21 protein-coding genes, 1 tRNA gene and 1 pseudogene are annotated in these 26,718 nt (G+C 58.4%); 9 read left to right on the top strand and 14 right to left on the bottom strand.

Going from position 1 to position 26,718, the window contains the following annotated elements; translation table 11 throughout:
- Window positions 1-72: 72 nt before the first annotated feature.
- The 3 genes from ACYVIS_RS02920 to pdxR all read left to right on the top strand — a co-directional run bounded on the left by ACYVIS_RS02920 (window position 73) and on the right by pdxR (window position 3,473).
- Window positions 73-885, top strand: a complete 813-nt coding sequence (locus ACYVIS_RS02920) for a taurine ABC transporter ATP-binding protein (protein ID WP_232744624.1) — start codon at window positions 73-75, stop codon at window positions 883-885.
- Window positions 878-1,705 carry an ABC transporter permease subunit gene (locus ACYVIS_RS02915; RefSeq protein WP_232744280.1) on the top strand — a complete coding sequence of 276 codons (828 nt, stop codon included), beginning with the start codon at window positions 878-880 and terminating at the stop codon, window positions 1,703-1,705. The genes ACYVIS_RS02920 and ACYVIS_RS02915 overlap by 8 nt, the downstream gene beginning before the upstream one ends.
- A gap of 244 nt (window positions 1,706-1,949) precedes the next feature.
- The gene (gene pdxR, locus ACYVIS_RS02910) at window positions 1,950-3,473 is read left to right on the top strand and encodes a MocR-like pyridoxine biosynthesis transcription factor PdxR (RefSeq protein ID WP_232744281.1); all 1,524 of its coding nucleotides are present in this window, start codon (window positions 1,950-1,952) and stop codon (window positions 3,471-3,473) included.
- Between the two features lie 134 nt (window positions 3,474-3,607).
- On the opposite strand, the gene ACYVIS_RS02905 is transcribed toward pdxR, so the two are convergent.
- Both ACYVIS_RS02905 and ACYVIS_RS02900 read right to left on the bottom strand, forming a co-directional pair.
- Window positions 3,608-5,011: an NAD(P)/FAD-dependent oxidoreductase gene (locus ACYVIS_RS02905; protein WP_232744282.1), complete on the bottom strand. Its 1,404-nt coding sequence runs from the start codon at window positions 5,009-5,011 to the stop codon at window positions 3,608-3,610.
- A gap of 74 nt (window positions 5,012-5,085) precedes the next feature.
- Window positions 5,086-5,478 (bottom strand): nuclear transport factor 2 family protein, encoded by a 393-nt coding sequence (locus tag ACYVIS_RS02900; protein ID WP_232744283.1) that lies wholly within the window; start codon window positions 5,476-5,478, stop codon window positions 5,086-5,088.
- Between the two features lie 440 nt (window positions 5,479-5,918).
- Here ACYVIS_RS02900 and xsc point away from each other — a divergent pair, with 440 nt between their 5' ends.
- A complete protein-coding gene (gene xsc, locus ACYVIS_RS02895; RefSeq protein ID WP_232744284.1) occupies window positions 5,919-7,715 on the top strand; it encodes a sulfoacetaldehyde acetyltransferase in 1,797 nt (598 codons plus the stop codon).
- Window positions 7,716-7,919: 204 nt separating this feature from the next.
- On the top strand, window positions 7,920-8,936 hold the full coding sequence (pta, locus tag ACYVIS_RS02890) for a phosphate acetyltransferase (protein WP_460873226.1): 1,017 nt from the start codon (window positions 7,920-7,922) through the stop codon (window positions 8,934-8,936).
- Here pta and ACYVIS_RS02885 read toward each other — a convergent pair.
- Genes ACYVIS_RS02885 through ACYVIS_RS02875 form a run of 3 tightly spaced genes read right to left on the bottom strand, consistent with a single transcriptional unit; the run spans window position 8,914 to window position 12,431 of the window.
- A complete protein-coding gene (locus ACYVIS_RS02885) occupies window positions 8,914-10,620 on the bottom strand; it encodes a cobaltochelatase CobT-related protein (protein ID WP_232744286.1) in 1,707 nt (568 codons plus the stop codon). The genes pta and ACYVIS_RS02885 overlap by 23 nt on opposite strands.
- A gap of 5 nt (window positions 10,621-10,625) precedes the next feature.
- Window positions 10,626-11,606, bottom strand: a complete 981-nt coding sequence (locus ACYVIS_RS02880; protein ID WP_232744287.1) for an AAA family ATPase — start codon at window positions 11,604-11,606, stop codon at window positions 10,626-10,628.
- Window positions 11,607-11,624: 18 nt separating this feature from the next.
- Window positions 11,625-12,431 (bottom strand): IclR family transcriptional regulator, encoded by an 807-nt coding sequence (locus tag ACYVIS_RS02875; RefSeq protein ID WP_232744288.1) that lies wholly within the window; start codon window positions 12,429-12,431, stop codon window positions 11,625-11,627.
- Window positions 12,432-12,610: 179 nt separating this feature from the next.
- On the opposite strand from ACYVIS_RS02875, the gene ACYVIS_RS02870 reads away from it, so the two are divergent.
- Genes ACYVIS_RS02870 through ACYVIS_RS02860 form a run of 3 tightly spaced genes read left to right on the top strand, consistent with a single transcriptional unit; the run spans window position 12,611 to window position 14,707 of the window.
- Window positions 12,611-13,666, top strand: coding sequence for an FAD-dependent oxidoreductase (locus ACYVIS_RS02870; RefSeq protein WP_460873225.1), 1,056 nt, complete (start codon window positions 12,611-12,613; stop codon window positions 13,664-13,666).
- Window positions 13,667-13,682: 16 nt separating this feature from the next.
- A complete protein-coding gene (gene thiS, locus ACYVIS_RS02865; protein ID WP_460873224.1) occupies window positions 13,683-13,904 on the top strand; it encodes a sulfur carrier protein ThiS in 222 nt (73 codons plus the stop codon).
- A 2-nt stretch (window positions 13,905-13,906) separates the two neighbouring features.
- A complete protein-coding gene (locus ACYVIS_RS02860) occupies window positions 13,907-14,707 on the top strand; it encodes a thiazole synthase (protein WP_460873223.1) in 801 nt (266 codons plus the stop codon).
- A gap of 120 nt (window positions 14,708-14,827) precedes the next feature.
- Here ACYVIS_RS02860 and typA read toward each other — a convergent pair whose 3' ends face one another.
- The 8 genes and pseudogenes from typA to scpB form a co-directional block, all read right to left on the bottom strand.
- Window positions 14,828-16,648 (bottom strand): translational GTPase TypA, encoded by a 1,821-nt coding sequence (gene typA / locus ACYVIS_RS02855; protein ID WP_232744292.1) that lies wholly within the window; start codon window positions 16,646-16,648, stop codon window positions 14,828-14,830.
- Window positions 16,645-17,400: a tRNA pseudouridine(55) synthase TruB gene (gene truB / locus ACYVIS_RS02850; protein WP_460873222.1), complete on the bottom strand. Its 756-nt coding sequence runs from the start codon at window positions 17,398-17,400 to the stop codon at window positions 16,645-16,647. The genes typA and truB overlap by 4 nt, the downstream gene beginning before the upstream one ends.
- A gap of 33 nt (window positions 17,401-17,433) precedes the next feature.
- Entirely contained in the window at window positions 17,434-17,844 is a 411-nt protein-coding gene (gene rbfA, locus ACYVIS_RS02845; RefSeq protein WP_232744294.1) for a 30S ribosome-binding factor RbfA, read from the bottom strand.
- Between the two features lie 2 nt (window positions 17,845-17,846).
- Entirely contained in the window at window positions 17,847-20,882 is a 3,036-nt protein-coding gene (infB, locus tag ACYVIS_RS02840) for a translation initiation factor IF-2 (RefSeq protein WP_232744295.1), read from the bottom strand.
- A 67-nt stretch (window positions 20,883-20,949) separates the two neighbouring features.
- Window positions 20,950-22,431 (bottom strand): transcription termination factor NusA, encoded by a 1,482-nt coding sequence (nusA, locus tag ACYVIS_RS02835; protein WP_232744296.1) that lies wholly within the window; start codon window positions 22,429-22,431, stop codon window positions 20,950-20,952.
- Window positions 22,428-22,910 (bottom strand): ribosome maturation factor RimP, encoded by a 483-nt coding sequence (gene rimP, locus ACYVIS_RS02830; RefSeq protein ID WP_232744297.1) that lies wholly within the window; start codon window positions 22,908-22,910, stop codon window positions 22,428-22,430. Before rimP ends, nusA begins: the two co-directional genes overlap by 4 nt.
- Window positions 22,911-23,229: 319 nt before the next feature.
- Entirely contained in the window at window positions 23,230-24,945 is a 1,716-nt protein-coding gene (locus tag ACYVIS_RS02825; RefSeq protein WP_460873254.1) for a pseudouridine synthase, read from the bottom strand.
- Between the two features lie 279 nt (window positions 24,946-25,224).
- Window positions 25,225-25,771: pseudogene (gene scpB / locus ACYVIS_RS02820) on the bottom strand (SMC-Scp complex subunit ScpB); the annotation flags it as partial.
- 72 nt (window positions 25,772-25,843) lie between these two features.
- Here scpB and ACYVIS_RS02815 point away from each other — a divergent pair.
- Window positions 25,844-25,920 (top strand) — tRNA-Met (locus ACYVIS_RS02815).
- Here the strand turns inward: ACYVIS_RS02815 and ACYVIS_RS02810 are convergent.
- Window positions 25,899-26,249, bottom strand: a complete 351-nt coding sequence (locus tag ACYVIS_RS02810; RefSeq protein WP_460873220.1) for a hypothetical protein — start codon at window positions 26,247-26,249, stop codon at window positions 25,899-25,901. The genes ACYVIS_RS02815 and ACYVIS_RS02810 overlap by 22 nt on opposite strands.
- Between the last annotated feature and the right edge of the window lie 469 nt (window positions 26,250-26,718).

The following is a 26,718-nucleotide window of genomic DNA, read 5'->3' as shown; positions in this document are numbered from 1 at the left end:
GGCCTGGCTTCCACAGCAGGCCCGGGCTGCCACCCACCCTACATAAACCAAGGAATCAGCATGACAGCTCCCATGGGAAATCTACACGTCAACGGAGTCAGTGTGACCTATCCGGGTTTACAGCATGGTGGCTCTGTCGTTGCGCTGCAAGATGTCAATTTGCAAATCAATTCCGGAGATTTCGTGGTCGCGCTCGGCGCATCGGGCTGCGGCAAGACAACCCTCCTGAATCTATTGGCCGGATTTCTGTCGCCGACCCAAGGGCAATTGCTGCTTGGCGAGCGGCCGATAGTCGGACCGGGCCCCGACCGCGGCGTGGTGTTCCAGAAGCACGCCTTGCTGCCCTGGCTGAACGTCATGGAAAACACCGAATTCGGACTCAAGCTGCAGGGAGTCGAAAAAAGCAAACGCAGGGCGACCGCAGCTAAAAATCTCGAACTGGTTGGCCTGCAGGATTTTCATAAACACATGATTTACCAATTGTCGGGCGGCATGCAGCAACGCGTCGGAATTGCGCGCGCCCTCACCTGCAATCCCGCGATGCTGCTCATGGACGAGCCCATGGCCGCTCTGGACGCGCTCACCCGCGAAACCATCCAGGAGCTATTGCTGGATGTATGGCAATTGACTCACAAAATGTTCTTCTTCATTACCCATAGCGTGGAAGAAGCCCTTTTCCTGGGCTCGCGGCTGGTTGTGATGTCGCCAAGGCCCGGCCGCATCACCAATACCTACGAACTGGATTTCAACAAACGATTTTTGGAAACGAGGGATGCCCGTGCCATCAAATCAAGCAAAGACTTCATCAACATGCGCGAAACCATCCTGGGCATCATTTACGGCGACGAACGCGCTGCCGAAACCGCGGAGCCCATCCATGTCTAAGAAACTCTTTTTGGGCAAGCCTTCCACGCCCGGCAAGGTATATGGCGCGCCGGGAGCCGGTCAAAGCGGTTTCATCAGCTTCATGACTGCAGTCGTACTGATTGCCCTGTGGTTCCTCATCACCAAGCTGGGCCTGGTCAAGCCCATTTTTCTGCCGTCACCTATTGCGGTCTACGATAAATTCATCGAGGCCATGACCCAGGGCGTCGCCAACTCGACGCTTGCACAGCACACCGCAGCCAGCTTGAGCCGCGTCATGGGCGCCTTTTTTCTTGCCCTGGTTACCGCGGTGCCCATAGGCGTTCTGATGGGCGTGAACCGCATCGTTCGCGGCCTGTGGGATCCGGTCATCGAATTCTATCGCCCCCTGCCCCCCCTGGCTTATCTGCCCTTGGTAATTATCTGGTTCGGCATCGGCGAATTTCCCAAGGTCTTCCTGATCTATCTGGCAATTTTTGCGCCGATGGCGATCGCCGCACGGGCCGGAGTCAAATCGGTATCCATCGAACAAATCCATGCTTCCTACGCCATGGGAGCAAGCAGCAGCCAGATTATCTGGCACGTCATACTCAAGGCCGCCATGCCGGAAATCTTCACCGGCATGCGTATCGGCATCGGCGTGGGCTGGACCACGCTGGTGGCTGCGGAAATGGTGGCGGCTTCGCGCGGCCTGGGCTTCATGGTGCTGAACGCCGCGCAGTACCTGGCCAGCGACACCGTCATCATGGGAATTATCGTCATCGGCTTTTTCGCCTTTGTATTCGATTTGCTGGTGAGATACCTCGAAAAGATACTGATTCCCTGGAAAGGAAAGGCCTGACATCCTGGTCCATGCCTTGCAGGGCCTGCCGGAAAACCGGCAGGCCTTTTTTGCCCCATCCGGCCTCGCTCGACACACTCGTGCGAGGCTTTTAAATGCCCGCCTATCCACCAAGGCGCATCGATTGTTCAGAAGGCAAGAGGAGATTCCCCCATATTCTGGTATTGTATGAAGCGCTATCCTGTCGGGCGGATTTATACCGTCCGGACGGAGTCCGATTCACTCATGGAGGACACTACGCATCATGCCGCAGCCAGTTGCGTCCAGGCAACCCGTTTTATGGGCTTCGCTATTCGAGCGTGTGAGCGATCCGAACCTCAGCCTGCAGGGTCGCATCCGTCAAATGCTGGTATCGGCGATCCTGTCGGGGCATTTGCCGCCGGGCATGTCAGTGCCCTCCAGCCGCCTGCTGTCGGACAAGCTTGGCATAGCCCGAAATACCGTGGTTTTTGCCTACCAGCAACTCGTCTCCGAGGGCTATCTGGTTTCACGAGAGCGTAGCGGCCATTTCGTCGCCGACGATGTCATGAGCGGACGCCTGGCACTATCCTCGTCTTCAGAACCGCAGACTCAAGCTGAAACGCCCAGGCGCGCCTCCTGGGGCAAACGTCTCAGTTTTCATCCCTCGCATCAACGCAACATCGTCAAGCCCGCCGACTGGCAGAAACTTCCCTATCCCTTTGTCTACGCACAATTCGACGCCTCTCAATTTCCCACGGCCGAATGGAGGGAGTGCTGCACCAAGGCACTGTCGGTACTCGATATCCGCAGCTGGGCTCCCGATCTGATCAGCAACGACGATTCGGCACTCATTGAAGAAATCCGCACTCAAGTCCTGCCACGACGTGGCGTTTGGGCGGAAAAAGAAGAAATTGTGGTTACAGTGGGCGCTCAGCACGCGCTGTACCTGCTGGCCGATCTGCTGGTACAGAAACATTCAGTCGTAGGCATGGAAGACCCTGGCTATCCCGACGCGCGCAATATCTTCATACACAGAACCGAACGTTTGTTGCCGCTGCCCATCGACGAGCAGGGTTTGTGCATTACCCCTCAGCTGCTCGACTGCGACTACCTGTTCGTCACTCCCAGCCATCAATGCCCGACCACGGTTACGTTACCGCTGGCACGGCGCGAAGCATTGCTTGCCATGGCGGACGAGGCCGACAGCATTATTATCGAAGACGATTACGAAACGGAAAACCGCTATGACAACAAGCCGACCCCGGCACTCAAGAGCCTGGACAAGAACGGCCGCGTCATCTACGTGGGCAGCCTGTCGAAAAGCTTCGCGCCAGGCTTGCGCATCGGCTACATTGTTGCACCCAAGGAGCTGACCTACGAATTGCGTGCCTTGCGCCGTTTGATGCTGCGCCATCCCTCGGCGTACATTCAACGCGCATTCGCCCTGTTTATTTCACTTGGCCACCACCATGCCCTTTTGCGCCGGCTATCCGTGATTTATCAGGAACGCTCTCACGTCCTGACCGAAGCGCTGAGCACCCATTTGCCTGAATTCGAGCACATTCCGCTCAGCGGCGGCTCCTGGTGCTGGGTCAAGGCCCCTTCGCACGTCGACACGCAGGAGCTGGCCAATCATGCCGTGACGCAGGGAGTGTTTATCGAACCCGGCCATGTCTTCTTCCACAATGCCCTGCATGGCAAGCATAACTATATGCGCCTGGGCTTCAGCGCCATCGACAGCAAGCACATTGCGCCCGGAATCGAACGGCTCGGCAAGGTGTACCGTCAGTTATATCCCAGCCCCTGAGCCGAGCCCATTGGGCCAGGGTGGGCACGAGGCCCACCCCTGCAAAACACGAAAATGCCGCCCAATCAAAACATGGAAACACCGCCCGATCCGTCGGGCGGCCCTCGTGGCCGCACGCCGCCATGCCTGTCGATTTACAGATGCTCGTCGCGCAGATAATAATATTTATAGAGCATGGCCTGCCCCAGGCGACGGAACGGCGCAAACAGGTGGCCTGGCAAAGGCGAATTGTAAATCGGCAGGTTCCACTGATCCCCGCCCTTGCCCATGATGCGTTCGGCCAGCCGGCGTCCGGCATGAGACGAAAAGGAAACGCCATTGCCGCCATAGCCAAATGCATAGAATATTTGCTCTTTGGGGTCCGGCTGAGTAATACGCGGCATCATGTCGTGACTGACATCGACCCAGCCCCACCAGGAATAGGCAATGGGGATATTGCGCAGGCTGGGAAACTTCCGGTACAAGCCCTCCTTCAGCAATTCCAGATGACGGGGGTTCTTTGCATCGGCACCCGTTACGGCGCTACGGCTGCCAATTTGCATCGAGCCGTCAGGCAACAGGCGATAATAAAAACGCAAGGTCCGGGTATCGGTAACAAACGTGGTGCTCTTGAGGCCGGCCTGAGCGCGCTCGTCGGCAGTCAGCGGGCGCGTCACCATAGAATTCGACAAGATCGGCATGATCTTGCCGCTCAGGCTTTTGTGCAGCCCTTGCGGTGTATAGCCGCCGGTTGCAACCGCAACGCGCCGGGCGCGGACGATGCCGCCGGGCGTGCGTAAATGATGCACTCCATTGATCGTTTCCCAGCCCAGGACCGGGCTGGAGGGATGAATCTTCACCCCCAAGGCCCGCGCCTTGCGTATGTAGCCGAAAGCCAGCTTGAGGGGATGAATGCCCACACCATCGGGCTCATGCAATGCCCCCATGGCCTCTTGATCGGCAATGTAGTTCTCATGCAGCTCGGCGCGCGACAGCATACGCGTGTTATAGCCGAATACCTCTTTCATGACCCGCGCTTCATTCTCAAGAAAAGGCATCTTCTTGGCACGATGCGCGGTATACAAATGGCCACCCGGCTGGGCGTCGCAATCGATGGTTGCCACCATGCTTTTCCAGTATTCGAACCCGCCGCGGATTTCAGCATCGAGCCGTTTGGCAGTATCCAGGCCCCAGCGCTGTATCCATTGCGAACGATACAGGCGACCCGAAGCGTTCTGCCCCTGGCCGCCGTTACGGCTGGTACAGCCCCAGGCGGTTCGATTGGCTTCGAGCACAATCGCCTTGACGCCATGTTCCTGGGCCAGGTTCAGTGCGGTAGCCAGACCCGTAAACCCCGACCCGACAATCACCACATCGGCATCCACATCGGACTGGATGGGGCCATCGTCTTCAGGAGGGGTGCCCGCCGTGCCGACCCAGTAGGTCGGCGCATAAGCCTGCCCCTGGCCCGTTCGGGAAACCAGAGGATCATACAAAGGATCGTAGGCACTGTACGGCCCTGGATTCGTGCCGTTAACAACTTCGGGACTGGCAGCCATGGTGACTCCGCTGATGGGTTTTGAGTAACGTTATTGCGCGATTTCGCCGCGCCGATTGCGATAAAAGCCAGGCCTCAGACCTTCGCCGGAATCGGCGGCCGATTTTTTCGGAACGCATTCTTGCGCAAGATTTTCCCATCGCGGAACACAATCAGATCGACCATATTGGCCTCTATGCGCGCGCCATCGGCCGCCGTGCCTGTAAACGTGGATTCCATGACCCCCTGATCGCCCTTCACCCATACTTTGGCATTCAGCCATTGGGCATCGGGAATCGTTTGCCACGCGGCTTCGAAAGCCTTGCGCACCGCCGCCGGGCCATCATGCCGCGCGCCGTAGACTTCCGGGCCGGCTACGGTTTCAAATACACAATCGTTATGCATGCACGCCATCAGCGCATCGATATCGTGCCGGTTCCACGCGTCGCCGAATTTTTCCAGAACGCGCATCAGAGCTTCGTCGGACATTGTGTTATCTCCTGGTGGTTTATTTATGTTCAAGCGGAAAATCGCATTTCAATGTTGCTAAGTTAGGAGATCGCGGATTTCGGGTCTAGATCCAGAGGCAACGTTTCGCATGCGCCAGTTCGTCTGTTTTGCATAAGCCGCGACCCAGGGTATTGACATGCCCGCGCCTCAAAGCTCAAGATTGATTGCGCCCGGGCCGCTTTGACAATACGGGCGCCACGGAAAAATCAGAATACGGGCGCCTGGTCCAAAAATCAGATGGAAACATTCAAACGATACAAAACGTTCCGAATTTAATTATTTCTATTGACTTTTAAAAACAAAGCTCATAAAGTCTCTAAAAATATTAAATATTGGAATAAATCATACCAATATCAAATATTTTATTTTACGGATCCTTAGCTAAAAGGCCGGATCACCCCACCACAGGAAGAGATCAAATGAGCGCCACCACCCCTACCTCAACCTCCGGCCCACAGAAAATGACGCCGTCCGAGGCTTTTGTTGAAACCCTGGCCGCCAACGGCGTGACCGACATGTTTGGCATCATGGGCTCCGCCTTCATGGATGCCATGGACATATTCGCCCCAGCCGGCATCCGGCTGATCCCCGTCGTGCACGAACAAGGCGCGGGTCACATGGCCGACGGCTATGCCCGAGTCAGCGGCCGCCACGGCGTAGTCATCGGACAAAACGGCCCGGGGATCAGCAACTGCGTTACAGCCATTGCCGCCGCCTACTGGGCCCACTCGCCCGTTGTGATCGTCACGCCCGAAGCCGGCACCATGGGCATAGGGCTGGGCGGCTTCCAGGAGGCCAAGCAGCTCCCGATGTTCCAGGAATTCACTAAATATCAGGGCCACGTTACCCATCCAGCCCGCATGGCCGAATACACGGCACGCTGCTTCGACCGCGCCCAGTCCGAAATGGGCCCCACGCAGTTGAACATTCCGCGCGATTATTTCTACGGCGAAATCAAGGCTGAAATCCCGCAGCCGCAACGGCTGGACCGGGGCGCGGGCGGCGAAAACAGCCTGAACGAAGCGGCCGAGCTTCTGGCCAATGCCAAATTTCCCGTCATTATTTCGGGCGGCGGTGTCGTGATGGCCGATGGCGTCGAGGAATGCAAGGCCTTGGCCGAGCGCCTGGGCGCACCTGTGGTCAACAGCTATCTGCATAACGACTCCTTCCCCGCCAGCCACCCCCTCTGGTGCGGCCCGCTGGGCTACCAGGGATCCAAGGCAGCCATGAAGCTCATCGCCAAGGCCGATGTCGTCCTGGCGCTGGGCTCGCGCCTCGGACCTTTCGGCACCCTGCCTCAGCACGGCATGGACTATTGGCCGAAAGAAGCCAAGATCATCCAGGTCGATGCCGACAACAAGATGCTCGGCCTGGTCAAGAAAATATCGGTCGGCATCTGCGGCGACGCCAAAGCGGCCGCCGTCGCGCTGACACAGCGTTTAAGCAACAAGACCCTGGCCAGCGATGCGACCAAGGCATCGCGCGCCAAGGAAATCCAGGCCGAAAAAGCCGCATGGGAAAAAGAGCTGGATGAATGGACTCATGAAAAAGATCCCTTCAGCCTCGACATGATCGAGGAGCAAAGCAAGGAGCCCGGCAATTATCTGCATCCACGCCAGGTGTTGCGCGAACTCGAAAAGGCCATGCCGCCCGACGTCATGGTTTCGACCGATATCGGCAATATCAACTCGGTTTCCAACAGCTATCTGCGTTTCGAAAAACCACGCAGCTTTTTTGCCGCCATGAGCTGGGGCAATTGCGGATACGCTTTCCCGACCATTATCGGAGCCAAAGTCGCCGCGCCCCATCGCCCTGCCGTGTCGTATGCCGGCGACGGAGCCTGGGGTATGAGCCTGATGGAAACCATGACTTGCGTGCGCCACAATATTCCTGTGACGGCGGTGGTATTCCATAACCGCCAATGGGGCGCCGAGAAGAAAAACCAGGTCGACTTCTATAACCGCCGTTTCGTGGCGGGCGAGCTCGACAACCAAAGCTTTGCCGGAATTGCCAAGGCCATGGGTGCCGAAGGCATTGTGGTCGACAAGCTGGAAGATGTCGGCCCTGCGCTTAAAAAAGCAATCGATCTGCAGATGAATCACGGCAAGACCACTATCGTCGAGATCATGTGCACACGCGAACTGGGTGATCCGTTCCGGCGTGACGCCCTGTCCAAGCCCGTACGCCTGCTCGATAAGTACAAGGATTACGTTTAAGGCAGCTTTACATGGAATTCTCTACCCAACGTCGATCTCATTTTCGCTGCGTTGATCGACGAGAGGGTTCCATTTTTTCATGAGCCCGCCCTGAGCGCCGGCAAATCCGGCGCTCAGGGCCTGCTCCCGCATTCAGGCCCGTGCCTTCTCTATAAGGGGCGCGGGCATTTTCTCAAGAACCGGCTGTTGATGGAGCTCACGGTCATGAATGTCCTGGATCGCATATTGGATCGGGCCCGCCTGTCGCCCCAGCGCATTGTGCTTTGCGAAGGCGAAGACCTGCGCGTACTTCAGGCGGCCGCGCGAGCCGACGGCGACCGGACCGCCCGGATAAAAATGGTCGGCAACCGGGCCGCCATCACGGCGCTGGCTGCGGCGCATAACGTTGATCTTGGCCAGATCGAGCTGATCGAACCGGGCAGTTCGCCGCTGTTGCCGGAAATCACTCAGGCTTTGCTGGAACTGCGGCACAAGCGCGGCATGACACAGGAACAGGCAGGGAAAGCGGCCCTGGAACCACTGACCTTTGCGGCGCTCATGGTGCGCCTGGGCCATGCCGACGGCTCGGTGGCCGGAGCCGCGCATACCACTGCCGACGTCGTGCGCAACGCAATTCAATTGATAGGCGCAAAAGCCGATGCAAAGCTGGTATCGAGCTTTTTCATCATGCTGCGCGAAGAACCTTTTCATGCAACGACAAACGCCATGATTTTTTCCGATTGCGGCCTGGTCATCAACCCGAACGAACAGGAGTTGGCGGAAATCGCGCTCGCCGCCGCCGACAGCGCCCGGCGATTGCTGGATACAGAGCCCAAGGTGGCCATGCTTTCGTTTTCGACCCACGGCAGCGCACACCATCATGATGTCCAGAAAGTCAGTCATGCAACGGCTCTGGTCCGGGAGCGCGCTCCGTCCTTGGCAATCGATGGCGAGGTGCAACTCGATGCGGCGATCGTGCCGGAAATCGCTGCCCGAAAGATACCCGGCTCAAGGATCAACGGACAGGCCAATGTATTGATTTTCCCCAATCTGGATGCAGCCAATATTGGCTACAAGCTGACCGAAAGGCTGGGCCATGCCACAGCCATAGGCCCACTGCTGCAGGGGCTGAACAAGCCCGCCAATGATCTGTCGCGCGGCTGTAGCGCGAACGACGTCTATAACGTGATCGCCGTAACCAGCGTACAGGCGCAAACGGCTAACGCCGATGGCGACCGCTGAGCAGTTGCACGAATTCGTCGAATACCCGATTGTCCAGGCGTTCGGACAAATCGATCGCCAGTGACCGCGGATAGTAGGGACTGAGATCCAGGCCAACACCCATGCCGTAAATTTCAATGGACTGCTGCTGCGTGTAGCGGGCAATCACCGCTTTCAGATGATTGTCCAGATAGAAGGCATCATTGGCCAGGTTGGTCGCGCTATCCATGGGGCAGCCATCCGACAGCACCACCAATATCCGGCGCTGCCGGTCGTGTTCCAGCAGGCGCTGGCATGCCCACTCGACGGCCTCGCCATCGACTCCTTCACGAAACAGATCGGCCTTCAGCAGTGCCCCCAGTGGACGCCGCGCGCGGCGCCACGGCGTTTCCGCCTTTTTGAAAACCAGGTGGCGCACCTCGTTGAGCCGGCCCGGAGCCGCCGGGCGTCCCTGGGCGAACCAGTCCTGCCGCGCACGGCCGCCATTCCAGGTCGACGTAGTAAAGCCCAGTATCTCGGTTGCGACGCCGGCCTGCTCGAGCGCGCGCATCAGCACATCGGCCATCACGGCAATTGGCTCCACATGCTGCTTCATGGACCCGGAACAATCGATCAGGAAGCTGACCGCGCTGTCGGAAACCGGCAAGTACTGATCGCGGCGAAACAGGCGCCGCTCGCTGGGCGAACTGATCAGCTGCGCCAGGCGGCGGCCGTCGATAACGCCTTCTTCTTCACCAAAACGCCAGCCGTCGCGCTGCGGCTGAGCCAGAATTGCCTGTAAAGAACGCGACAAACGGGCCACATTGACCCCCTGCTCCGCGATGCGGCGATCAAGCCGTTCGCGATACTCCTGCAACAGGGCCGCCCGCACCAGATCTGGCGCATACAACTCCTCATCGTAGCGAGTCGTGAAGGCCCGATAATGCCCTCGGCTCGCGCGGAAGGTAGCGCTGTCGCCAGTCGGTACTGTGGCGAAATCCTCGATTTCGTCCTGCTCGAAATCGAGCCACAGGCTGAACGCATTCTGCCGTGCCGACACCGCCGGCGGACTATCTTCGTATTCGCTCTCGACACGCAAGGCAATGTCGCGAGCGATCTCCAGCGCATGGACGGCAAAGCGGGCCTGGTCGCGACGATGCCGGCGGATCCCGGCAAAAGCACTGCCCAGCGCCGGCGCCAGTGCCGCGCGGGTGGGCTCGAGCAAATCCTGTACGGGCTCGGGCAGCTCATGCGCCGTGAGTCGGCTCCAGACGATCTGCGATACGGCAAAAAGCAATATGCCCAAGCTGGTTTCCGTCGAACCTGAATTCAGGAAAGCTTCGCTCCAGGTACGATACCGGCGCTCCAGGTTATCCCGCATTCCAGGCAATGCTTCCGGCACCAGGGATTCCACGCGCAGCTGTTCAAGCCACTCGAAAATCAGCCGCGCAACCGGCTCGGTGGGAACCAGCGTTTCATGTAAAAGGGCATCGGAAAATTGCAGGCGCAGGGCCAGGCCGTCGGCCACTCCCCGATAAGAGCTCAAGGTATCGATATCGGGATTCAGGCGCAAGTGCGGCGCATAAGCCGGCACGGGCCGCTGAGCGTCGTACAGCCGGCCTCCTTCGAAATGCGCCTGCGCTTTGCCCGTCAGGGCCCGCAATGCCGCGGCACACAGCTCTTCGACCTGTTGCTGATAGCGCGATCGTTGCCGAAGCTCGCCCATGGCCCCTACCTCAGGGCATGCAGACTCGATTCGAGAATCTCGTCGTTGAAACTGCGTTGGTAATACTCGGCCACGATGGGGCGCTCGACCTCTTCGCATTTGTTCAGGAACGACAGGCGAAACGCCAGTTCGACATCGCCGAAAATCTGCAGGTTCTCGGCCCAGGTAATGACCGTTCGCGGCGACATCAGCGTGGACAGGTCGCCCACCTCGAAACCTTTGCGGGTCAGCGCAGCCACACTCACCATGGCGGCGACCAGGCGCCTCCCCCGTTCCGTGTCCAGTTCGGGCACACGGGCAAGAACTATGGCCACTTCTTCGTGAGCGCCGAGGTAATTCAGGGTTGCGACAATATTCCAGCGGTCGATCTGGGCGTGATTAAGCACTTGAGTGCCATGGTACATGCCGTTCAGATTGCCCAGGCCCACCGTGTTGGAGGTCGCAAACAGACGGAAATAAGGATGGGGCTGTATAACGCGGTTTTGATCCAGGAGGGTAAAACTGCCTTCACGCTCGAGGATGCGCTGGATCACGAACATGACGTCGGGCCTGCCCGCATCGTATTCGTCGAAAATCAGGGCGACCGGCCGCTGCAGGGCCCACGGCACGATGCCTTCCTGAAACTCGGTAATCTGCAGGCCGTCACGCACCACAATAGCGTCTTTACCCACCAGATCGAGACGGCTGATGTGGCCGTCCAGGTTCACTCGCACGCAGGGCCAATTCAAACGAGCGGCGATTTGCTCGATATGGGTGGACTTTCCCGTGCCGTGCAAACCCTGCACCATCACCCGCCGATTGCGGGAGAATCCAGCCAGAATCGCCAGCGTTACATCATGATTGAATCGATAGACCGGATCTATCTCGGGGACATGTTCATCGCGCTCGACAAAAGCCGGGACTTCAATACGCGTATCCAGGCCGAACAAGGCTTGAGCCGAAACAGAATGAACCGGCGGCAGCGTTAATGAGTGGGCCTCGGACATAAGAAATTCCTGAATAAGCTAAACGTTCTCGCCATTGGCCGCTTCGATTGCCGCCAAGGACCTTGCGGCCCGCTGCAAAGCCGGCAGGCTTTGCAAGGACTTCTCGGCCGTCATGCGCATAATGGGCGCCTGTATCGCAACAGCCATGTTCGATTTACCGCTGGCGACCGGCACCAGCACCGCCACGCACAGCAGCCCCGGGAAAAACTCTTCGTCGTCCACCGCATAGCCATCGCGGCGCACCCGCTCGATTTCGCTGTCGAGATGATCATAGGTAATCAGCGTCTTGTCGGTATATTTGGTCAAGGGCACATGCGCCAGCAGACGACGGCGCTGCAATTGCGTCATTTGCGCCAGAAACAGCTTGCCGCTGGCCGAGCAGTGCACCGGTACCCGCGAACCCGGGTGCAGGTAAAAACGCAGTGGCGCAATGGTTTCTACGCGATCGAGATACAGCACCTCGCTGCCGGAACATGTCGTGATGTTGCAACTCTCGCCAACTTCCTCGACCAATTGACGCAGCACCGAATGACGCGCACCATGAACGGTGTTGTTGAGCAACAAATTTTCAGCCATTCGACGCAAACGCAAGCCGGTACTGTATTGACGCCCATCGCCATCGCGCTGGATCATTCCCGCGCCTTCAAGCTGCTGCAGCATGCGATGCAAAGTAGGCTTGGGCAAGCCCAGTTCCTCGACCAGGCTTTGCAAAGAAAAAAACTGATCTTTCTGTGCAATAACCTCGAGCAAGGCGAACAAGCGCATGGTCGGGGTATTACCATCGATTTTGTTCTCGTCGATAATAGAGGTATTCGCAGTATCCATAAGCTGAATCTCAAAAATAGGAATAAATTGTACCGTTTTTTAGAATTTAATATTGACTTAAAGGCATAGAACGCCTAAATTTTACAAAAATCCAACATATCGGAACTAATTATGCGGTGTTTTCGGGAATTCGACTGTATCCAAACAGGCGAACCCAAATCGCGGCAGGTGTATTGCAAATGAAAATAGGTGTTGCGGGAGCAGGCTTGCTGGGCCGCCTGCTTGCTTATGTGCTCTCTCGGCAGGGCCACGAGCTTAGTGTTTTCGATCCCGCCAGTGGCCCCGATGCCAGGGGAGCAGCCGGATGGACCGCAGCAGGCATGCTCAGTCCCACCGCCGAGCTCGAATCGGCCGATATCAATGTCTTCAACCACGGCCTGCGCTCGATCGAGCGTTGGGCAGAAATCATTCCCTCCCTGCGACGACACGCCTCGTTCGACCGGGCCGGCAGCCTGCTGCTGGCCCACCGGCACGACGTGGGAGCAGCTCGCCGCATGATTGACCTGCTGATGCAAAAGGCGCCCGAGCAGCACCGGCCGCAAGCCTTGCCCATGCAAGAACTTGCCCGGCTTGAACCAGACATACAAGGGCCGTCGCAAGCCTGGCTGCTGCCCCATGAAGGGCACCTGAATACCGTCGAAGCCATGCAAGCGCTATATGCCTCGGCCGACGCCGTGCATTGGCACTGGAACAGCAGGGTATCCTCTCTTTCGGCCTACACCTTGCACACGTCGAGCCAGGACTACCGCTTCGACTGGGTGTTCGATGTGCGCGGTACGGGCGCGCGCGGCGATGCTCCCGCCGGGCCGGCCAAGCTGCTGTCGTGCAGAAACGTCAGAGGCGTGCGCGGTGAAATTTTCTGGCTGCACGCGCCTAACGTACAATTACACCGTCCCATCCGCCTGCTGCATCCCCGCCATCGCGTCTATATGGTTCCGCGATCGGACAATGTGATTGTTGTCGGCGCCTCGGAACTCGAAAGCGAAGACCGGTCTCCGGTGTCCTTGCGCAGCACAGTCGAACTGCTGGCCGCGGCCCACAGCGTCATGCCGGCCCTGGCCGAAGCACGCGTGGTGCACAGTGAAACCAATCTGCGCCCGGCCCTGATCGATAATCTACCGCGCATCGAACATGAAACCGGGCTGACACGCATCAATGGCCTGTTCCGGCATGGCTGGCTGATTGCCCCGGCCCTGGTCGACGATGCGCTGGCCGAGCTGAATTTTGAAGCGTAACCTTATAGAGTCAACTGTGAGCACTATCCGCATTACCGTCAATGGCGCCGAACACACCATCGCCCGGGAGTCGACACTCGCAGAGCTGCTGAACGCTCTGCGCCCTTCTCCCGATGAGCGCCACACGCCTATCGCCAGCGCCGTCAACGGCAGGCACGTCGCCAGGCAGGCTCGTGCCTGCCTGGTTCTGAACGACCAGGACGTCGTCACCACCTTCGAACCCATTACCGGAGGCTAGACATGTCTTTTGAAATTGCCGATATCACACTGTCCAGCCGATTTTTTCTAGGTACGGCCGGCTATCCGTCACCGCTCATACTCGAACAGGCCATTCAGGCCTCCGGAGCCCAGGTCGTTACCGTAGGGCTCAAGCGCCAATTGGCCGAAGGCAGCGGCAAACCTGTGTCGAACGTCCAGGGTCAGGGGTACTTCGAGCTCATCAGGCAAAGCGGCGCACGCCTGCTGCCCAATACGGCGGGCTGCCATACCGCCGCCGAAGCCATCACACTGGCCCAGATGGCGCGGGAAGTTTTCGATACCAATTGGATCAAGCTGGAAGTCATAGGCGACAGCTACACCCTGCAGCCGGATCCCGTCGAACTGGTGCATGCCGCCGCCGAGCTGGTCAAGCAGGGTTTTGAAGTCTTTCCCTACTGCACCGACGACCTGGTCACCTGCTATCGCCTGCTCGACGCGGGCTGCCGCGTGCTCATGCCCTGGGGGGCCCCGATCGGCTCCGGCCAAGGTCTGATCAACCCCTACGCCTTGCGCACCCTGCGCGAGCGCATCACCGACGTTCCTCTCATTGTCGATGCCGGTATCGGCTCTCCCATGGATGCCGTTCAGGCCATGGAGCTGGGGTTCGACGCGGTGCTGTTGAACTCGGCAGTCTCCAACGCGCACAACCCGGTCCTCATGGCCGAGGCCTTCAAGCTCGCCATCGATGCCGGACACAAGGCCTATCAGGCCGGTATTATGGCCGAACAGGACATGGCCGTTGCCACCACGCCGGTAACAGGCAGGCCTTTTGTGCTGGCCTGATCGATGCCCGGCGCTTGCAAAAGCGTAGCCAGTGCGGCATGAGTATAAAAAAACCGCTATGGGCTAATAGTAGCCCCATAGCGGTTTTCTCCGGCCCTGCCCGGGCCGATTCTTCAAGTCCTACGCGGCTTCGCGCGACATGCGGCGCCGATCCTGGTCTGTCAGATAACGTTTGCGCAGGCGTATCGACTTGGGAGTCACTTCGACCAGCTCATCGTCGCTGATGAACTCGACCGCGTATTCCAGCGTAATGCGGATGGGCGGCACCAGATCGATATGCTCGTCTTTACCCGAAGCGCGCACGTTGGTGAGCTTTTTTTCCTTGATCGGATTGACCACCAGATCATTGTCGCGGCTATGGATGCCGATAATCATGCCTTCGTACAAAGGCTCGCCCGGCGCGACGAACATGCGGCCACGCTCCTGCAATTTCCAGAGCGCGTAGGCAACCGCGGCGCCGTCGTCCTGGCTGATGAGCACTCCATTGCGGCGTTCGCCCACTCCACCTTCGCGCACCGGCGCGTAATCGTCGAAAATGTGGCTGGCCAGCCCCGTGCCGCGAGTGAGCGTCAGGAACTCGCTCTGGAAACCGATCAGGCCGCGGGCCGGTATGCGGTACTCGAGGCGGGTGCGGCCACGGCCATCGGCGGCCATGTCCTGCAGATCGCCCTTGCGCCGGCCCAGTTCTTCCATGACCCCGCCCTGGTGGCCGTCCTCGACGTCGACCGTCAACAGCTCATAGGGCTCGAGGCGCACGCCGTCCACTTCCTTGAAAACGACTCGCGGGCGCGATACGGCCAACTCGTAGCCCTCGCGGCGCATGTTTTCAAGCAAGATGGTCAGATGCAATTCGCCACGGCCGGATACTTCGAACACTTTGTCGTCATCGGTGTCTTTCACGCGCAAGGCAACATTGGATTTGAGTTCCCGGTCGAGACGATCGCGCAACTGGCGGCTGGTCACAAACTTGCCTTCGCGGCCGGCCAGCGGCGAGGTATTGACCATGAAGTTCATGGTCAGCGTCGGCTCGTCGATGCGCAGCATCGGCAATGGTTCCGGATTGGCGGGATCCATGAGCGTGCATCCGATTCCGATATCTTCGATGCCGTTGATCAGCACGATATCGCCGGCCTCGGCCACATCGACCAGTTCGCGTTCCAGCCCCTTGAACTTGAGGACCTGGTTGACACGCCCCTTGATGATGTCGCCCTCGGGACCGAATTTGACCACGACATCCTGCGCGGGACGGATGCGGCCGCGATTGATGCGGCCCACGCCTATCTTGCCCACGTAGCTGCTGTAATCGAGCGAGATGATCTGCAACTGGAACGAACCTTCGGCATCATCTTCGCGCTGCGGCACATATTCGAGTATGGCGTCGAACAAGGGCCGCATATCGCCCTCGCGCACGTCCGGCGTCAAGCCCGCATAACCCGACAGGCCCGACGCATAGATCACAGGAAAATCCAGCTGCTCTTCGGTAGCGCCAAGCTTGTCGAACAAATCGAACGTGGCGTTGACCACATGCTCGGGGCGCGCTCCATTGCGATCCACCTTGTTGACCACTACGATAGGCTTCAAGCCCAGCGCCAGCGCCTTGCGCGTCACAAAGCGGGTTTGGGGCATAGGCCCTTCGACCGCGTCGACCAGCAGCAATACGCCGTCGACCATGGACAGGACCCGTTCCACTTCGCCGCCGAAGTCCGCGTGCCCCGGAGTATCGATGATATTGATGTGCGTGCCTTCGTATTCGACGGCACAGTTTTTAGCCAGGATGGTAATACCGCGTTCTCGCTCAATGTCGCCCGAATCCATGATGCGTTCGGATACTTGTTGATAGTCGCGGAAAGTGCCTGATTGGCGTAACAACTGATCGACCAGCGTGGTTTTGCCATGATCGACGTGAGCGATAATCGCCACATTGCGCAAAGCGCGATTCATAATTCATCCTTTTGTGTAAGGGTTGCAGGCAACAAGCCGGCAGGCAAGGCATTGAGTGCAATTAAAGTGTTTTGGGGGGTGGGCATGGCCTGCAATGCTTCAAGAGCAACCGCATCGTCCAACGAAAACGACCCCACCTGCGTGCGGCGCAATGCAGTCAGGTGAGCACCACAACCGAGCTGGCGACCAATGTCTTGTGCCAAGGTCCGGATGTAGGTGCCTTTACTGCAATGAACCGCAAGATGGGCTTCATGCCCGGTAAAACTCAAAATTTCCAGTTTGTAAATCGTTACTTTCCGAGCCGGCCGATCCAGCTCGATGCCTAGTCGCGCATATTCGTACAGCGGCTTGCCGTCGCGCTTCAGGGCGGAATACATAGGCGGGACCTGTTCGATCTCGCCGCGAAAGGCAGGCAGAATCCGCTCCAGATCGTCTCTTGCAATTCCCGGAAACGGCGCAATGGCCTGAAACACAATATTGCCGGTCAAATCGCCCGAATCGGTTTCTTCGCCGAAGCGGATCGTTGCGTGATACACCTTGTCGGCATTGAGCATGGCGGCCGATATCTTGGTGGCCCGGCCCAGGCAACACACCAGCAGGCCCGTTGCAAAAGGATCGAGCGTACCGGTATGGCCGGCCTTTTTGGCATCCAGCGCCCGCTTGGCTCTTTGCAAGGCGTGATTGCTGGACAAACCTTCCGGTTTATCCAGCAACAAGACACCATCGAGCACCTGCCCGCGTCGGGAAGCCATCGTTTATCAACCTGAACAAAAACGACAGCCCCTCTAGGGCTGTTCGTCGGGATCTTCGAGATCCGAAGGAGCTGGGGAATAAGCAGCCGGACGATTCGCCCGATCAATCAGCTGGGACAACTCAATGCCCCGCGCCAGCTGATCGTCATGCATAAAACGCAGGGTCGGCACCGTATGAATATGCAAAAGCTTGAACAGCAAGGAATGCAGCCAGCCGGCTTTTTCATTGAGCGCGGCACTGGCCGCCTCGGGCTCGGCCCCCATCACAGTGAAGTACACCTTGGCGTGAGCATAATCGGCCGACAGGTCCACGCCGGTGAGCGTAATAAGTCCGGCACGCGAAATGTCGATTTCGCGCTGGATGAGGCTGGCCAGATCTTTCTGGATCTGGTCAGCCAGCCGCGTAATGCGGCCCGGATTAGGTTTGGACTTGTGGCGGCTCATGATTACAGAGTCCGGGCAATTTCTTTGATTTCAAAGATTTCAAGCTGGTCGCCGACCTCGATGTCGTTATTGCCCTTGAGGGTAATACCGCAATCAAAGCCCGACTTCACTTCCTTGACATCGTCTTTGAAACGACGCAAGGATTCAAGCCAGCCCGACCAGTGAACCACATTATTGCGCAGCAGGCGTACCTGCGAATCGCGGCGCACTACGCCATCGGTGACCATGCAGCCCGCAATATTGCCGATACGCGAAATGGTATAGACCTCGCGAATCTCGACCATCCCGATAATCTCTTCTTTTTTCTCGGGGGCCAGCATGCCCGACATGGCCTTGCGCACGTCGTCGACCGCATCGTAAATAATGTTGTAGTAGCGCAGGTCGATGCCATTGTGATCGGCCAGCCTCTTGGCGCTTTGCTCGGCGCGCACGTTAAAGCCAATGATTACCGCATTGGACGCAATAGCCAGGTTGACATCGCTTTCAGAGATGCCGCCGACTGCCGCATGCACCACCTGGACACGAACCTCTTCGGTGGACAGCTTGACCAGCGAAGAGACCAGCGCTTCCTGCGAGCCTTGAACATCGGTCTTGACAATAAGTTCCAGGGTCTGCGCGCCTTCGCCAATGTTTTCGAACATCGACTCGAGCTTGGCGGCCTGCTGGCGCGCCAGCTTGACATCGCGGAACTTGCCCTGACGGAACAAGGCGATTTCCCGCGCCTTGCGCTCGTCGACCATGGCAATCAATTCGTCGCCCGCCGCGGGAACCTCTGTGAGGCCCTGGATCTCAACGGGTATGGATGGACCGGCGCTGGTAATCGGCTTGCCGTTTTCGTTAAGCATGGCACGTACGCGGCCGAAGCTGGCGCCCGCCAGCACGGCGTCGCCGCGAGACAAGGTTCCGCTTTGCACCAGAATCGTCGCCACCGGTCCGCGCCCCTTGTCGAGGCGCGCCTCGATGACAATACCCTTGGCCGGCGCATCGACTGGCGCCCGGAGTTCGAGCATTTCGGCTTGCAACAACACATTTTCAAGCAGATCGTCTATGCCATCGCCGGTTTTGGCCGACACCGCAACGAACGGCACATCACCGCCATATTCTTCCGGCACAACCTGCTCGGCCACCAGTTCCTGCTTGACGCGATCGGCATTGGCATCGGGCTTGTCGATCTTGTTGATCGCAACCACCAGCGGAACGCCGGCGGCTCTGGCGTGATGTATGGCTTCTTTGGTTTGCGGCATGACGCCGTCGTCGGCGGCGACCACCAGGATGACGATGTCGGTTGCCTTGGTGCCGCGTGCGCGCATCGCCGTAAATGCTTCATGGCCCGGGGTATCGAGGAAGGTCACCATGCCGCGGTTGGTCTTGACGTTATAAGCGCCAATATGCTGCGTAATGCCGCCGGCCTCGCCGGAAGCGACTTTGGTGCGGCGTATGTAATCGAGCAAAGACGTCTTGCCGTGGTCGACGTGGCCCATTACCGTCACGACTGGAGCGCGCGGCAAGGCCTCGGCTTCGCTCTGCTCGCCTTCGTTCAGATCCAGGAAGGCCTCGGGGTCGTCCAGCTTGGCAGCGATGGCTACGTGGCCGAGTTCCTCGACCACAATCATGGCCGTTTCCTGATCGAGCACTTGGTTGATGGTGACCATCTGGCCAAGCTTCATGAGATGCTTGATGACTTCGGCGGCCTTGACCGACATTTTGTGGGCCAGGTCGGCCACCGTAATGGTTTCGGGCACATGGACTTCACGGGCGATGAACTCGACGGCCTGCGGTTCTTTGCGCTCGGGTTGGGCATTTCTATTGCGCCCGCCTCGGCCGCCACTACCTTTGCCGCCGGCTTTGCCTCCCGCCGCACGCCAGCCGTCGCGGCTGGGGCTTGCTGGGGGAGTATCGCCTTTTTGAGCAGGCTTTTTACGCCCGCTTTCGTCAGTCCATGAAGACGACACTTCGGAAGCCTTGATGGTTTTCTTGATGCCCGGTGCCGCAGCGCCGGCCTTCGCGTCTTTCTTGCCCGCCACTTTGCCGCCATTGGGCTTGTGCAGGGTACCCGACAAGCCAGCCGCATCGGGCTCTGGAGCCTTCAGGACTTTGCGCGGACGGTTCAGCATCTGGCTCAAGGCGGCGGCTTCGGCAGCCGCAGCGCGTCGTGCACGATCACGCTCGACATCGTCGGGCTCGGCGGCAACGGCGGCCCCCTTGTGCGTGGACCTCACGCCCTGACGAGGCGAAGCAGACGCTGGCGATTTGCCTGCAGCCTTGGCTTCTTCCGCTTTGTCGGCAGGGTTGTCTTGGGCATCGGCAGTGGACTCGACAGAACCAGTGGCCCCCGACGGCTCATCAACAGCAGCCTGGGCTGTACTTTCGGCCTCGGGCCGCGTTACCTCGGGCTCGGCATCCGTCGGTGCCGGAACGGCTTGTGCCGAGAGAGTGTCCGCGTCCGTAGTACTACCTGTGCCGGCAGGCGCGGCAGCAGCTGTGTCCGATGCCACGGCATCGCCGGCCTCGGAGCGGTCAACGCCAGCGGCATCCGCGGGTTCGCGGGTACCGGCATCTGGACGGCTGTCGTCGGAGTGAGAGTCGGTTTCGCCGGTTTCGACCACAGGCGCGCCTGCCGCCGCCGATACTTCAGCCGCAGCAGGGCTTGCAGCAATCGATTCCGTGTCTGCGGAAATTTCAACAACAGTATCGTCCTCGTCGGCCGCTGCGGCCTTGACCGCCTCGGCAGCCAGCTCGGACGGATCGCGCTTGACGAATACGCGCTTTTTGCGAACCTCGACCTGAATGGTGCGGGAACGGCCCGACCCATCGGCCTGCCGGATCTCGGAGGTCTGCCGGCGAGTCAGGGTAATTTTCTTTCCCTCTGAACCGCCATGAGTGCGACGCAAGGATTCGAGCAGTTTCGCCTTATCGGTGTCGGTGACGGCATCGTCAACCGATTTGAGCTCAACACCTGCCGAACGCAACTGCTCAAGCAGTACGTTTGCAGGCATTTTCAGTTCAACTGCGAACTGGGCGACGGTGTTACTCGACATTCGACTCTCTCTTACTCACTACAGCAATTTCAATAAATACAGCCAGCGCTCACAGCGACTGGGGGCTTCAAGCCTCGTCGTCAAACCAGTGAGCCCGGGCGCGCATGATCATCTCGCTTGCATGCTGTTCGTCCAGGCCGGTGATTTCCGACAATTCATCAGTGGCCAATTCGGCCAGATCGTCCCGCGTATAAACTTCTTTATCCGCCAGCTTGGCGGCCAATTCCGGTGTAATGCCTTCGACTTCCAGCAGATCCTGCGCAGTCTGCACGCGCTCTTCCTGGGCAATCGCCTCGGTCAGCAGCGCATTGCGGGCACGCGTACGCAGTTCGTTGATCGTATCTTCGTCGAACGCTTCGATTTCGAGCAGTTCCTGCAAAGGCACGTATGCGATTTCCTCGAGTCCTGTAAAACCTTCATCGATCAGGATGTCGGCAACTTCTTCGTCGACATCGAGCTTGTTGATAAAGGCCTGGCGCAGGCCAGTACGCTCTTCTTCCTGCCGGTTCTGGCTTTCTTCAGGCGTCATGATGTTGATTTGCCAGCCCGTCAGCTCGGATGCCAGACGCACATTCTGGCCACGGGCACCTATGGCCTTGGGCAGGTTTTCGGCGTCGACCACCACGTCCATGGCATGCTTGTCTTCGTCGACGACAATCGACTCGACATGCGCGGGCGCCAGGGCGCCAATGACAAACTCGGCGGGTTCTTCAGCCCATAGTACGATATCGACCTGCTCGCCGCCAAGTTCGTTGCGCACAGCGGTCACGCGCGAACCACGCATACCGACACACGTGCCTATCGGATCGATACGCTTGTCGTAGGCAATAACGGCGATCTTGGCACGCACGCCCGGGTCGCGGGCAGCCGCCTTGATTTCCAGCAGGCCCTGTTCGATTTCAGGCACTTCATTCTCGAACAATTGGCGGATGAAATCCGGAGAGGTGCGCGACAAAATGACCTGCTGGCCACGTGCGGCATGATCCACCTTCAGGACCCAGGCGCGAATCCGGTCGCCGATCCGCATGTTTTCCTTGGGGATCATTTCGTTGCGCGGCAGCCGGGCTTCGATTTTGCCGGTTTCAATAATGGCATCGCCCTTGTCCATGCGCTTGACGGTACCCGAGATAATCGTTTCGCCACGTTCGAGGAAATCGTTCAGAACCTGTTCACGCTCGGCGTCGCGGATTTTCTGCAAAATGGCCTGCTTGGCCGCCTGGGCGCCTATGCGTCCGAACTCGACGGGCTCGAGAGGCTCTTCGATAAAATCGCCAACCTGGATCCCGGGCGAGATTTCCTGGGCGTCGGAATACATTTCCTGCTGATCCGGCTCCTGCAAGCCTGCATCGTCGGGCACCACCAGCCAGCGGCGATAGCCTTCATGCTCGCCGCTGTTGCGGTCAATTGAAACGCGAATATCGGCGTCTTCCTTGAAGCGCTTTTTCATGGCGGATGCCAATGCGTTTTCAAGCGCACCGAAAACCACTTCCCGCGCTACATTTTTTTCACGCGCTAGGGCGTCAACCAATAAAAGAATTTCGCGACTCATCGCTTTTTACCCTTGAAATCAAGTATGGGATCCAGTTTGGCACGATCGACATCGTCGAGAGTGAAGCTAAGAACCTGGGCGTCACCGCTTTTGGTGTCGAGCTCGAGACCAAAAACAGGAGCATCGGTCGTAACGGTGCTATCGGGCGCACGCAGCAAACCCGCATAAACCTTGCGGTTATCAACCGCCTCGCGCAATTTGATTTCAACGCGCTCGTTTGCAAACCGCAGGAAATCGGCGATGTTCCTTAAAGGACGATCGATGCCAGGCGAGCCGACTTCGAGACGCTTGTAATCGATATTCTCTACCTCGAATACACGCGACAATTGTTTTGAAACCTGCTCGCAATCTTCAATCCGCACACCGTCAGGGCGATCGATCGTAACACGCAGCAGCCCAAGCGGCGCGCGCTCAACATCGACCAGCTCGATATCCATATCGGCCAGTGCCTCTAGTGTCAGTGCGAATATATCTGCCATAAAATCAAAAAAAAATGGGCTGTACGACCAGCCCACTATTGTTATCACGCCGTCTGCGTCGTACCTTCAAGCCTCAAAAAGGCTGTTTCAGGCCAAACGCGCCAGGCGCATTCGAAAATGTGCCGCCATGTTTAGCCAAGCCCCACGAGGGCGCACCACCCGTGGCCATAAAAATAAACATAGCTGTAAAGCCCGCTATTCTAGCAGAAATTTAGAAAAATTCCTGCTATCTCACGAGCTTACACTGAAAAAGCAACACTTGAACGGCTTGTTCGATCTGGAAAATGCGCAAAGACCGCACAAGCAGCGCAGGCGGGGATCAGGGACGGAAATTCCGCCCCCGCCCTCCCATCACCCCCAGATGCGACTCATGCGCCGACGCACTGCGAGGCTGCCAGTCGTCGCCGCGATTCGACGCGGATTTAGCCGCAGGGCCGCCGGAATTACCGGGCCGGGGTTTGCCTGCCTTGGGGTTGCCAGTTCGTTTTCCCGGCTCCGCGGCACGCTTGCCCGGACGCGCTCCAGCCTTCGCCGCACGAGGGCCCTGGGCTTTGCGATTGCCGGACTGCTCGCCATCGGGCCGCGGCCCGCGTGTACGGCCGCCCCCCTTGCGCCGCCCGCCTTCGCCCGCCGGCTTGCTGCCATCCGGATGGCCATTGGCCAGGCCGCCGCTGAACATCAGGCCGGTCCCGTAGGGATCCGAAGGATAGGACTCATTGGCCACGCCTTTGCCTGTCCGGCCCCCCGAAAGCTTGCCACGGCGGCTTACCTTGGCGCCATTGAGGCCATTGCGCTCCATCGTTCCAAAGCCCGGAGGCAAGGCGCTATCGTGCGAATCCGGCTGACGGTGACGATGTTCGCCACGCGCTCCCGGACCATCGGAGTCGTCGTCGCGCAACAGGCCTAGCTGCACCATCAAGGCAGTGACCAGCGTGCTGTCGAGTTCTTCCCAGCGCCCGCGCCGCAAATTGCGGGGCAGGACAACTTCGCCAAAGCGGGTCCGGATCAATCGGCTGACGGTAACGCCCGCGGCCTCGAACATTCGGCGCACCTCGCGATTGCGCCCTTCGTTCAGGGTGGCGCGATACCAACGATTGCTGCCTTCTCCGCCCAGATATTCGAGCGCCCCGAACTGGGCCATCCCGTCGTCGAGCTCTATGCCCTTGACCAGGTTGGCTTGCTGTTCCTCGCCGAGTTCGCCCAGCACCCGGACCGCGTATTCGCGCTCGGCGCCGTAACGGGGGTGCATCAAACGATTGGCCAGATCGCCCGAAGTCGTCAGGATCAGGAGGCCTTCGGTATTCAGGTCGAGGCGTCCTACCGACAGCCATTTGCCCACGCGCATCTTGGGCAGACGGGCGAACACAGTGGCACGGCCATTAGGATCGTCGTGGCTCACGATTTCACCGGCGGGCTTGTGGTACAGAATGATGCGCGGCGGCTTTTTCGCGTTGGGACGAGTCACGGGACGGCCATTGACCCGTACCTGATCGTTGGCCCCGACTCGCTGACCTATATGAGCCGGCTCGCCATTGACCGAGACACGGCCCGCAACGATCAGCTCTTCCATTTCGCGGCGCGAACCCACGCCCGCATCGGCAAGCACCTTGTGCAATTTTGGAGTAACCGCATCGCTATTCAGGTATTTGCTCAGGCGCTGATCCATTTTTTCTGTCTTGTCCAGATAGGCGAGCGCCTGTTCGGCTTCTTTTTCATTACCCGGATTTTCGACATGCGGTTTGGCTTCGGCTTTCTTCCTGGGTTCGGCCCGGGGCTTGCGAGCGCGAGGAGTACGCGGCTCCACAGGCGCATCTGAATTGTTCGCAGCCGAGGCTTCGACCTCTGGCCTGGCGTCGGAATTCTCTGCCGTCGCATCACCTCTGCGGCGCCTAAATGGTGTCCTGAGTTTGCGGCCACGCCCGCGCGGAGCGGCTGACTTTGCCTCGGACGCGCCATCAGGCACCGAATTTGCATTCGCCTCGGCAGGATGGTCGGATTCGGGCTTATCGCTCACAAATGCGTTGTCTTGATTCATTTCAGTCATTTTTTTTAAGTGATTCCGTATCAATCTGGATGTCTGGTAACAGGCTTTCGTGGCCCGACTCAGTAATTGCGGGGATAAGGTCCGAATCGGCGGCAACAGCACTCGCGCCGTCGGCCTCGACCGGTATCGCGACGACGGATGCCTCACCCTCATCGAGAGCAAAAGCGGACTCCTGCTCGGGAGACTCCTGCTCCGGGAAATCGGCCCCCTGCTCCGGGAAATCGGGTTCCTGCATCGGGGAATCAGACTCTTGAACCAACGCCACTTCTTCGAGAGTCAGTCCGGCAAGGGAAACAACCGCTTCCTGCGACTCCAGCGGCGGCAACTCATCGAGCGCCTTAAGACCCAGGTCGTCCAAAAAAGCCCGGGTCGTGCCGAACAGAGCGGGACGGCCAGGCGCATCCCGATACCCAAGAGCCTCGATCCAGCCGCGTTCTTCAAGGGTTTTGACGATTTGCGACGATACCGTTACACCGCGTATATCTTCGATGTCGCCCCGTGTAACCGGCTGGCGCCAGGCGATAATCGCCAGCGTTTCGAGCACCGCGCGTGAATAGCGTGGCGGTTTTTCAGGATTCAGGCGCTCGAGGAATTTCTGCATTTCGGGGCGGCTTTGAAAGCGCCACCCGCTAGCCAGATTAACCAGCTCCAAACCCTTTTCGGCCCAATCAAGCTGCAAAATAGCCAATAGGCGGCGCAACTCATCGTTCGAAACTTCTTCCGCCCCAAACAGCTTTCGCAATTCCGCTAGCGACATGGGCTCATCTGCACATAAAAGCGCAGTTTCCAATATACGAATAATCTCGGATTCAATCATCAATTCAAGAGCACAGGACCTGCCTGCAATTTGCTATAAGTTTCAATAAAGGTTAATATCATTTTCTTCAGACGCGGGGTGGAGCAGTCTGGCAGCTCGTCGGGCTCATAACCCGAAGGTCGTAGGTTCAAATCCTGCCCCCGCAACCAGTTTTACCGACAGGCCGTTTACTTTTTGTGAACGGCCTGTTTTTATTTGCAGCAGGGTATTGTTCAAAAGCGGTTCCAAAAACAGGTCCAAAAGAGGTTTCAAAAGCGGCGCTAAGAACGGCACTAAGGACGGCACTAAGGACGGCACTAAAAACAGCTAAGAACGGCTCTAAAAACAGCCCCAAAAGCTTTTCACCGGATTTGCACTGTTTATTCAAAGCCAAAGCGCGCGCACCGAATACCCGGAAAACGATTTCCGACAAACAATTTGCTTGAGATTGGCTGGTTACCCTACTGTTGGAAAACACCAACATTTGGCGAGTCATCATTTCAATTTTTTAACTACTGACGCCGGCTATATCTGTTTAAAAACAAAACACGCTTGAGCCGCTGTGCTTGCGCGAGGCAACACTGGTATATGAAATACATTTATGGCACATGCGCATCGGGCTGCGACATGCCAGCTGTATGCAACAGCATGAAACATGTATCACAGAGGCTGCACACCTGCACCCAAAGAGCTTATAAAGTCCGAGATTTATTGCCGCCAAGAAGAATGCGTGCCCGGAAGTTTACCGAATCGCACCCTGTTGTTTTATTGAAGAGCTTTAACACGGGCTAGCGCTACGGACCGCAGCAACGGCATACGTATTAATAAATACGCGACTGCCCACATTACACCACCTCATAAGACATAGCGCAACCATTACACGCACATAATCGTGCATGGACTCCACGCAAAGCGGCCCGGAACCGGCCGTTACGCCATGGCAACTGCTGGCCTCCCGGCATTCTCCA

This window comes from Paralcaligenes ginsengisoli, from assembly GCF_054781135.1.
Note: the sequence above shows the minus strand (reverse complement) of the source record. Positions and strands in the feature narration are given on the sequence as shown.

Bases quoted from the DNA above. Each gene is read 5' to 3' on its own strand.
- ACYVIS_RS02920 (WP_232744624.1), top strand. From the start codon at position 73: ATGGGAAATCTACACGTCAACGGAGTCAGTGTGACCTATCCGGGTTTA.
- ACYVIS_RS02915 (WP_232744280.1), top strand. From the start codon at position 878: ATGTCTAAGAAACTCTTTTTGGGCAAGCCTTCCACGCCCGGCAAGGTA.
- pdxR (WP_232744281.1), top strand. From the start codon at position 1,950: ATGCCGCAGCCAGTTGCGTCCAGGCAACCCGTTTTATGGGCTTCGCTA.
- ACYVIS_RS02905 (WP_232744282.1), bottom strand. From the start codon at position 5,011: ATGGCTGCCAGTCCCGAAGTTGTTAACGGCACGAATCCAGGGCCGTAC.
- ACYVIS_RS02900 (WP_232744283.1), bottom strand. From the start codon at position 5,478: ATGTCCGACGAAGCTCTGATGCGCGTTCTGGAAAAATTCGGCGACGCG.
- xsc (WP_232744284.1), top strand. From the start codon at position 5,919: ATGAGCGCCACCACCCCTACCTCAACCTCCGGCCCACAGAAAATGACG.
- pta (WP_460873226.1), top strand. From the start codon at position 7,920: ATGAATGTCCTGGATCGCATATTGGATCGGGCCCGCCTGTCGCCCCAG.
- ACYVIS_RS02885 (WP_232744286.1), bottom strand. From the start codon at position 10,620: ATGGGCGAGCTTCGGCAACGATCGCGCTATCAGCAACAGGTCGAAGAG.
- ACYVIS_RS02880 (WP_232744287.1), bottom strand. From the start codon at position 11,606: ATGTCCGAGGCCCACTCATTAACGCTGCCGCCGGTTCATTCTGTTTCG.
- ACYVIS_RS02875 (WP_232744288.1), bottom strand. From the start codon at position 12,431: ATGGATACTGCGAATACCTCTATTATCGACGAGAACAAAATCGATGGT.
- ACYVIS_RS02870 (WP_460873225.1), top strand. From the start codon at position 12,611: ATGAAAATAGGTGTTGCGGGAGCAGGCTTGCTGGGCCGCCTGCTTGCT.
- ACYVIS_RS02860 (WP_460873223.1), top strand. From the start codon at position 13,907: ATGTCTTTTGAAATTGCCGATATCACACTGTCCAGCCGATTTTTTCTA.
- typA (WP_232744292.1), bottom strand. From the start codon at position 16,648: ATGAATCGCGCTTTGCGCAATGTGGCGATTATCGCTCACGTCGATCAT.
- truB (WP_460873222.1), bottom strand. From the start codon at position 17,400: ATGGCTTCCCGACGCGGGCAGGTGCTCGATGGTGTCTTGTTGCTGGAT.
- rbfA (WP_232744294.1), bottom strand. From the start codon at position 17,844: ATGAGCCGCCACAAGTCCAAACCTAATCCGGGCCGCATTACGCGGCTG.
- infB (WP_232744295.1), bottom strand. From the start codon at position 20,882: ATGTCGAGTAACACCGTCGCCCAGTTCGCAGTTGAACTGAAAATGCCT.
- nusA (WP_232744296.1), bottom strand. From the start codon at position 22,431: ATGAGTCGCGAAATTCTTTTATTGGTTGACGCCCTAGCGCGTGAAAAA.
- rimP (WP_232744297.1), bottom strand. From the start codon at position 22,910: ATGGCAGATATATTCGCACTGACACTAGAGGCACTGGCCGATATGGAT.
- ACYVIS_RS02825 (WP_460873254.1), bottom strand. From the start codon at position 24,945: ATGAATCAAGACAACGCATTTGTGAGCGATAAGCCCGAATCCGACCAT.
- ACYVIS_RS02810 (WP_460873220.1), bottom strand. From the start codon at position 26,249: ATGATGACTCGCCAAATGTTGGTGTTTTCCAACAGTAGGGTAACCAGC.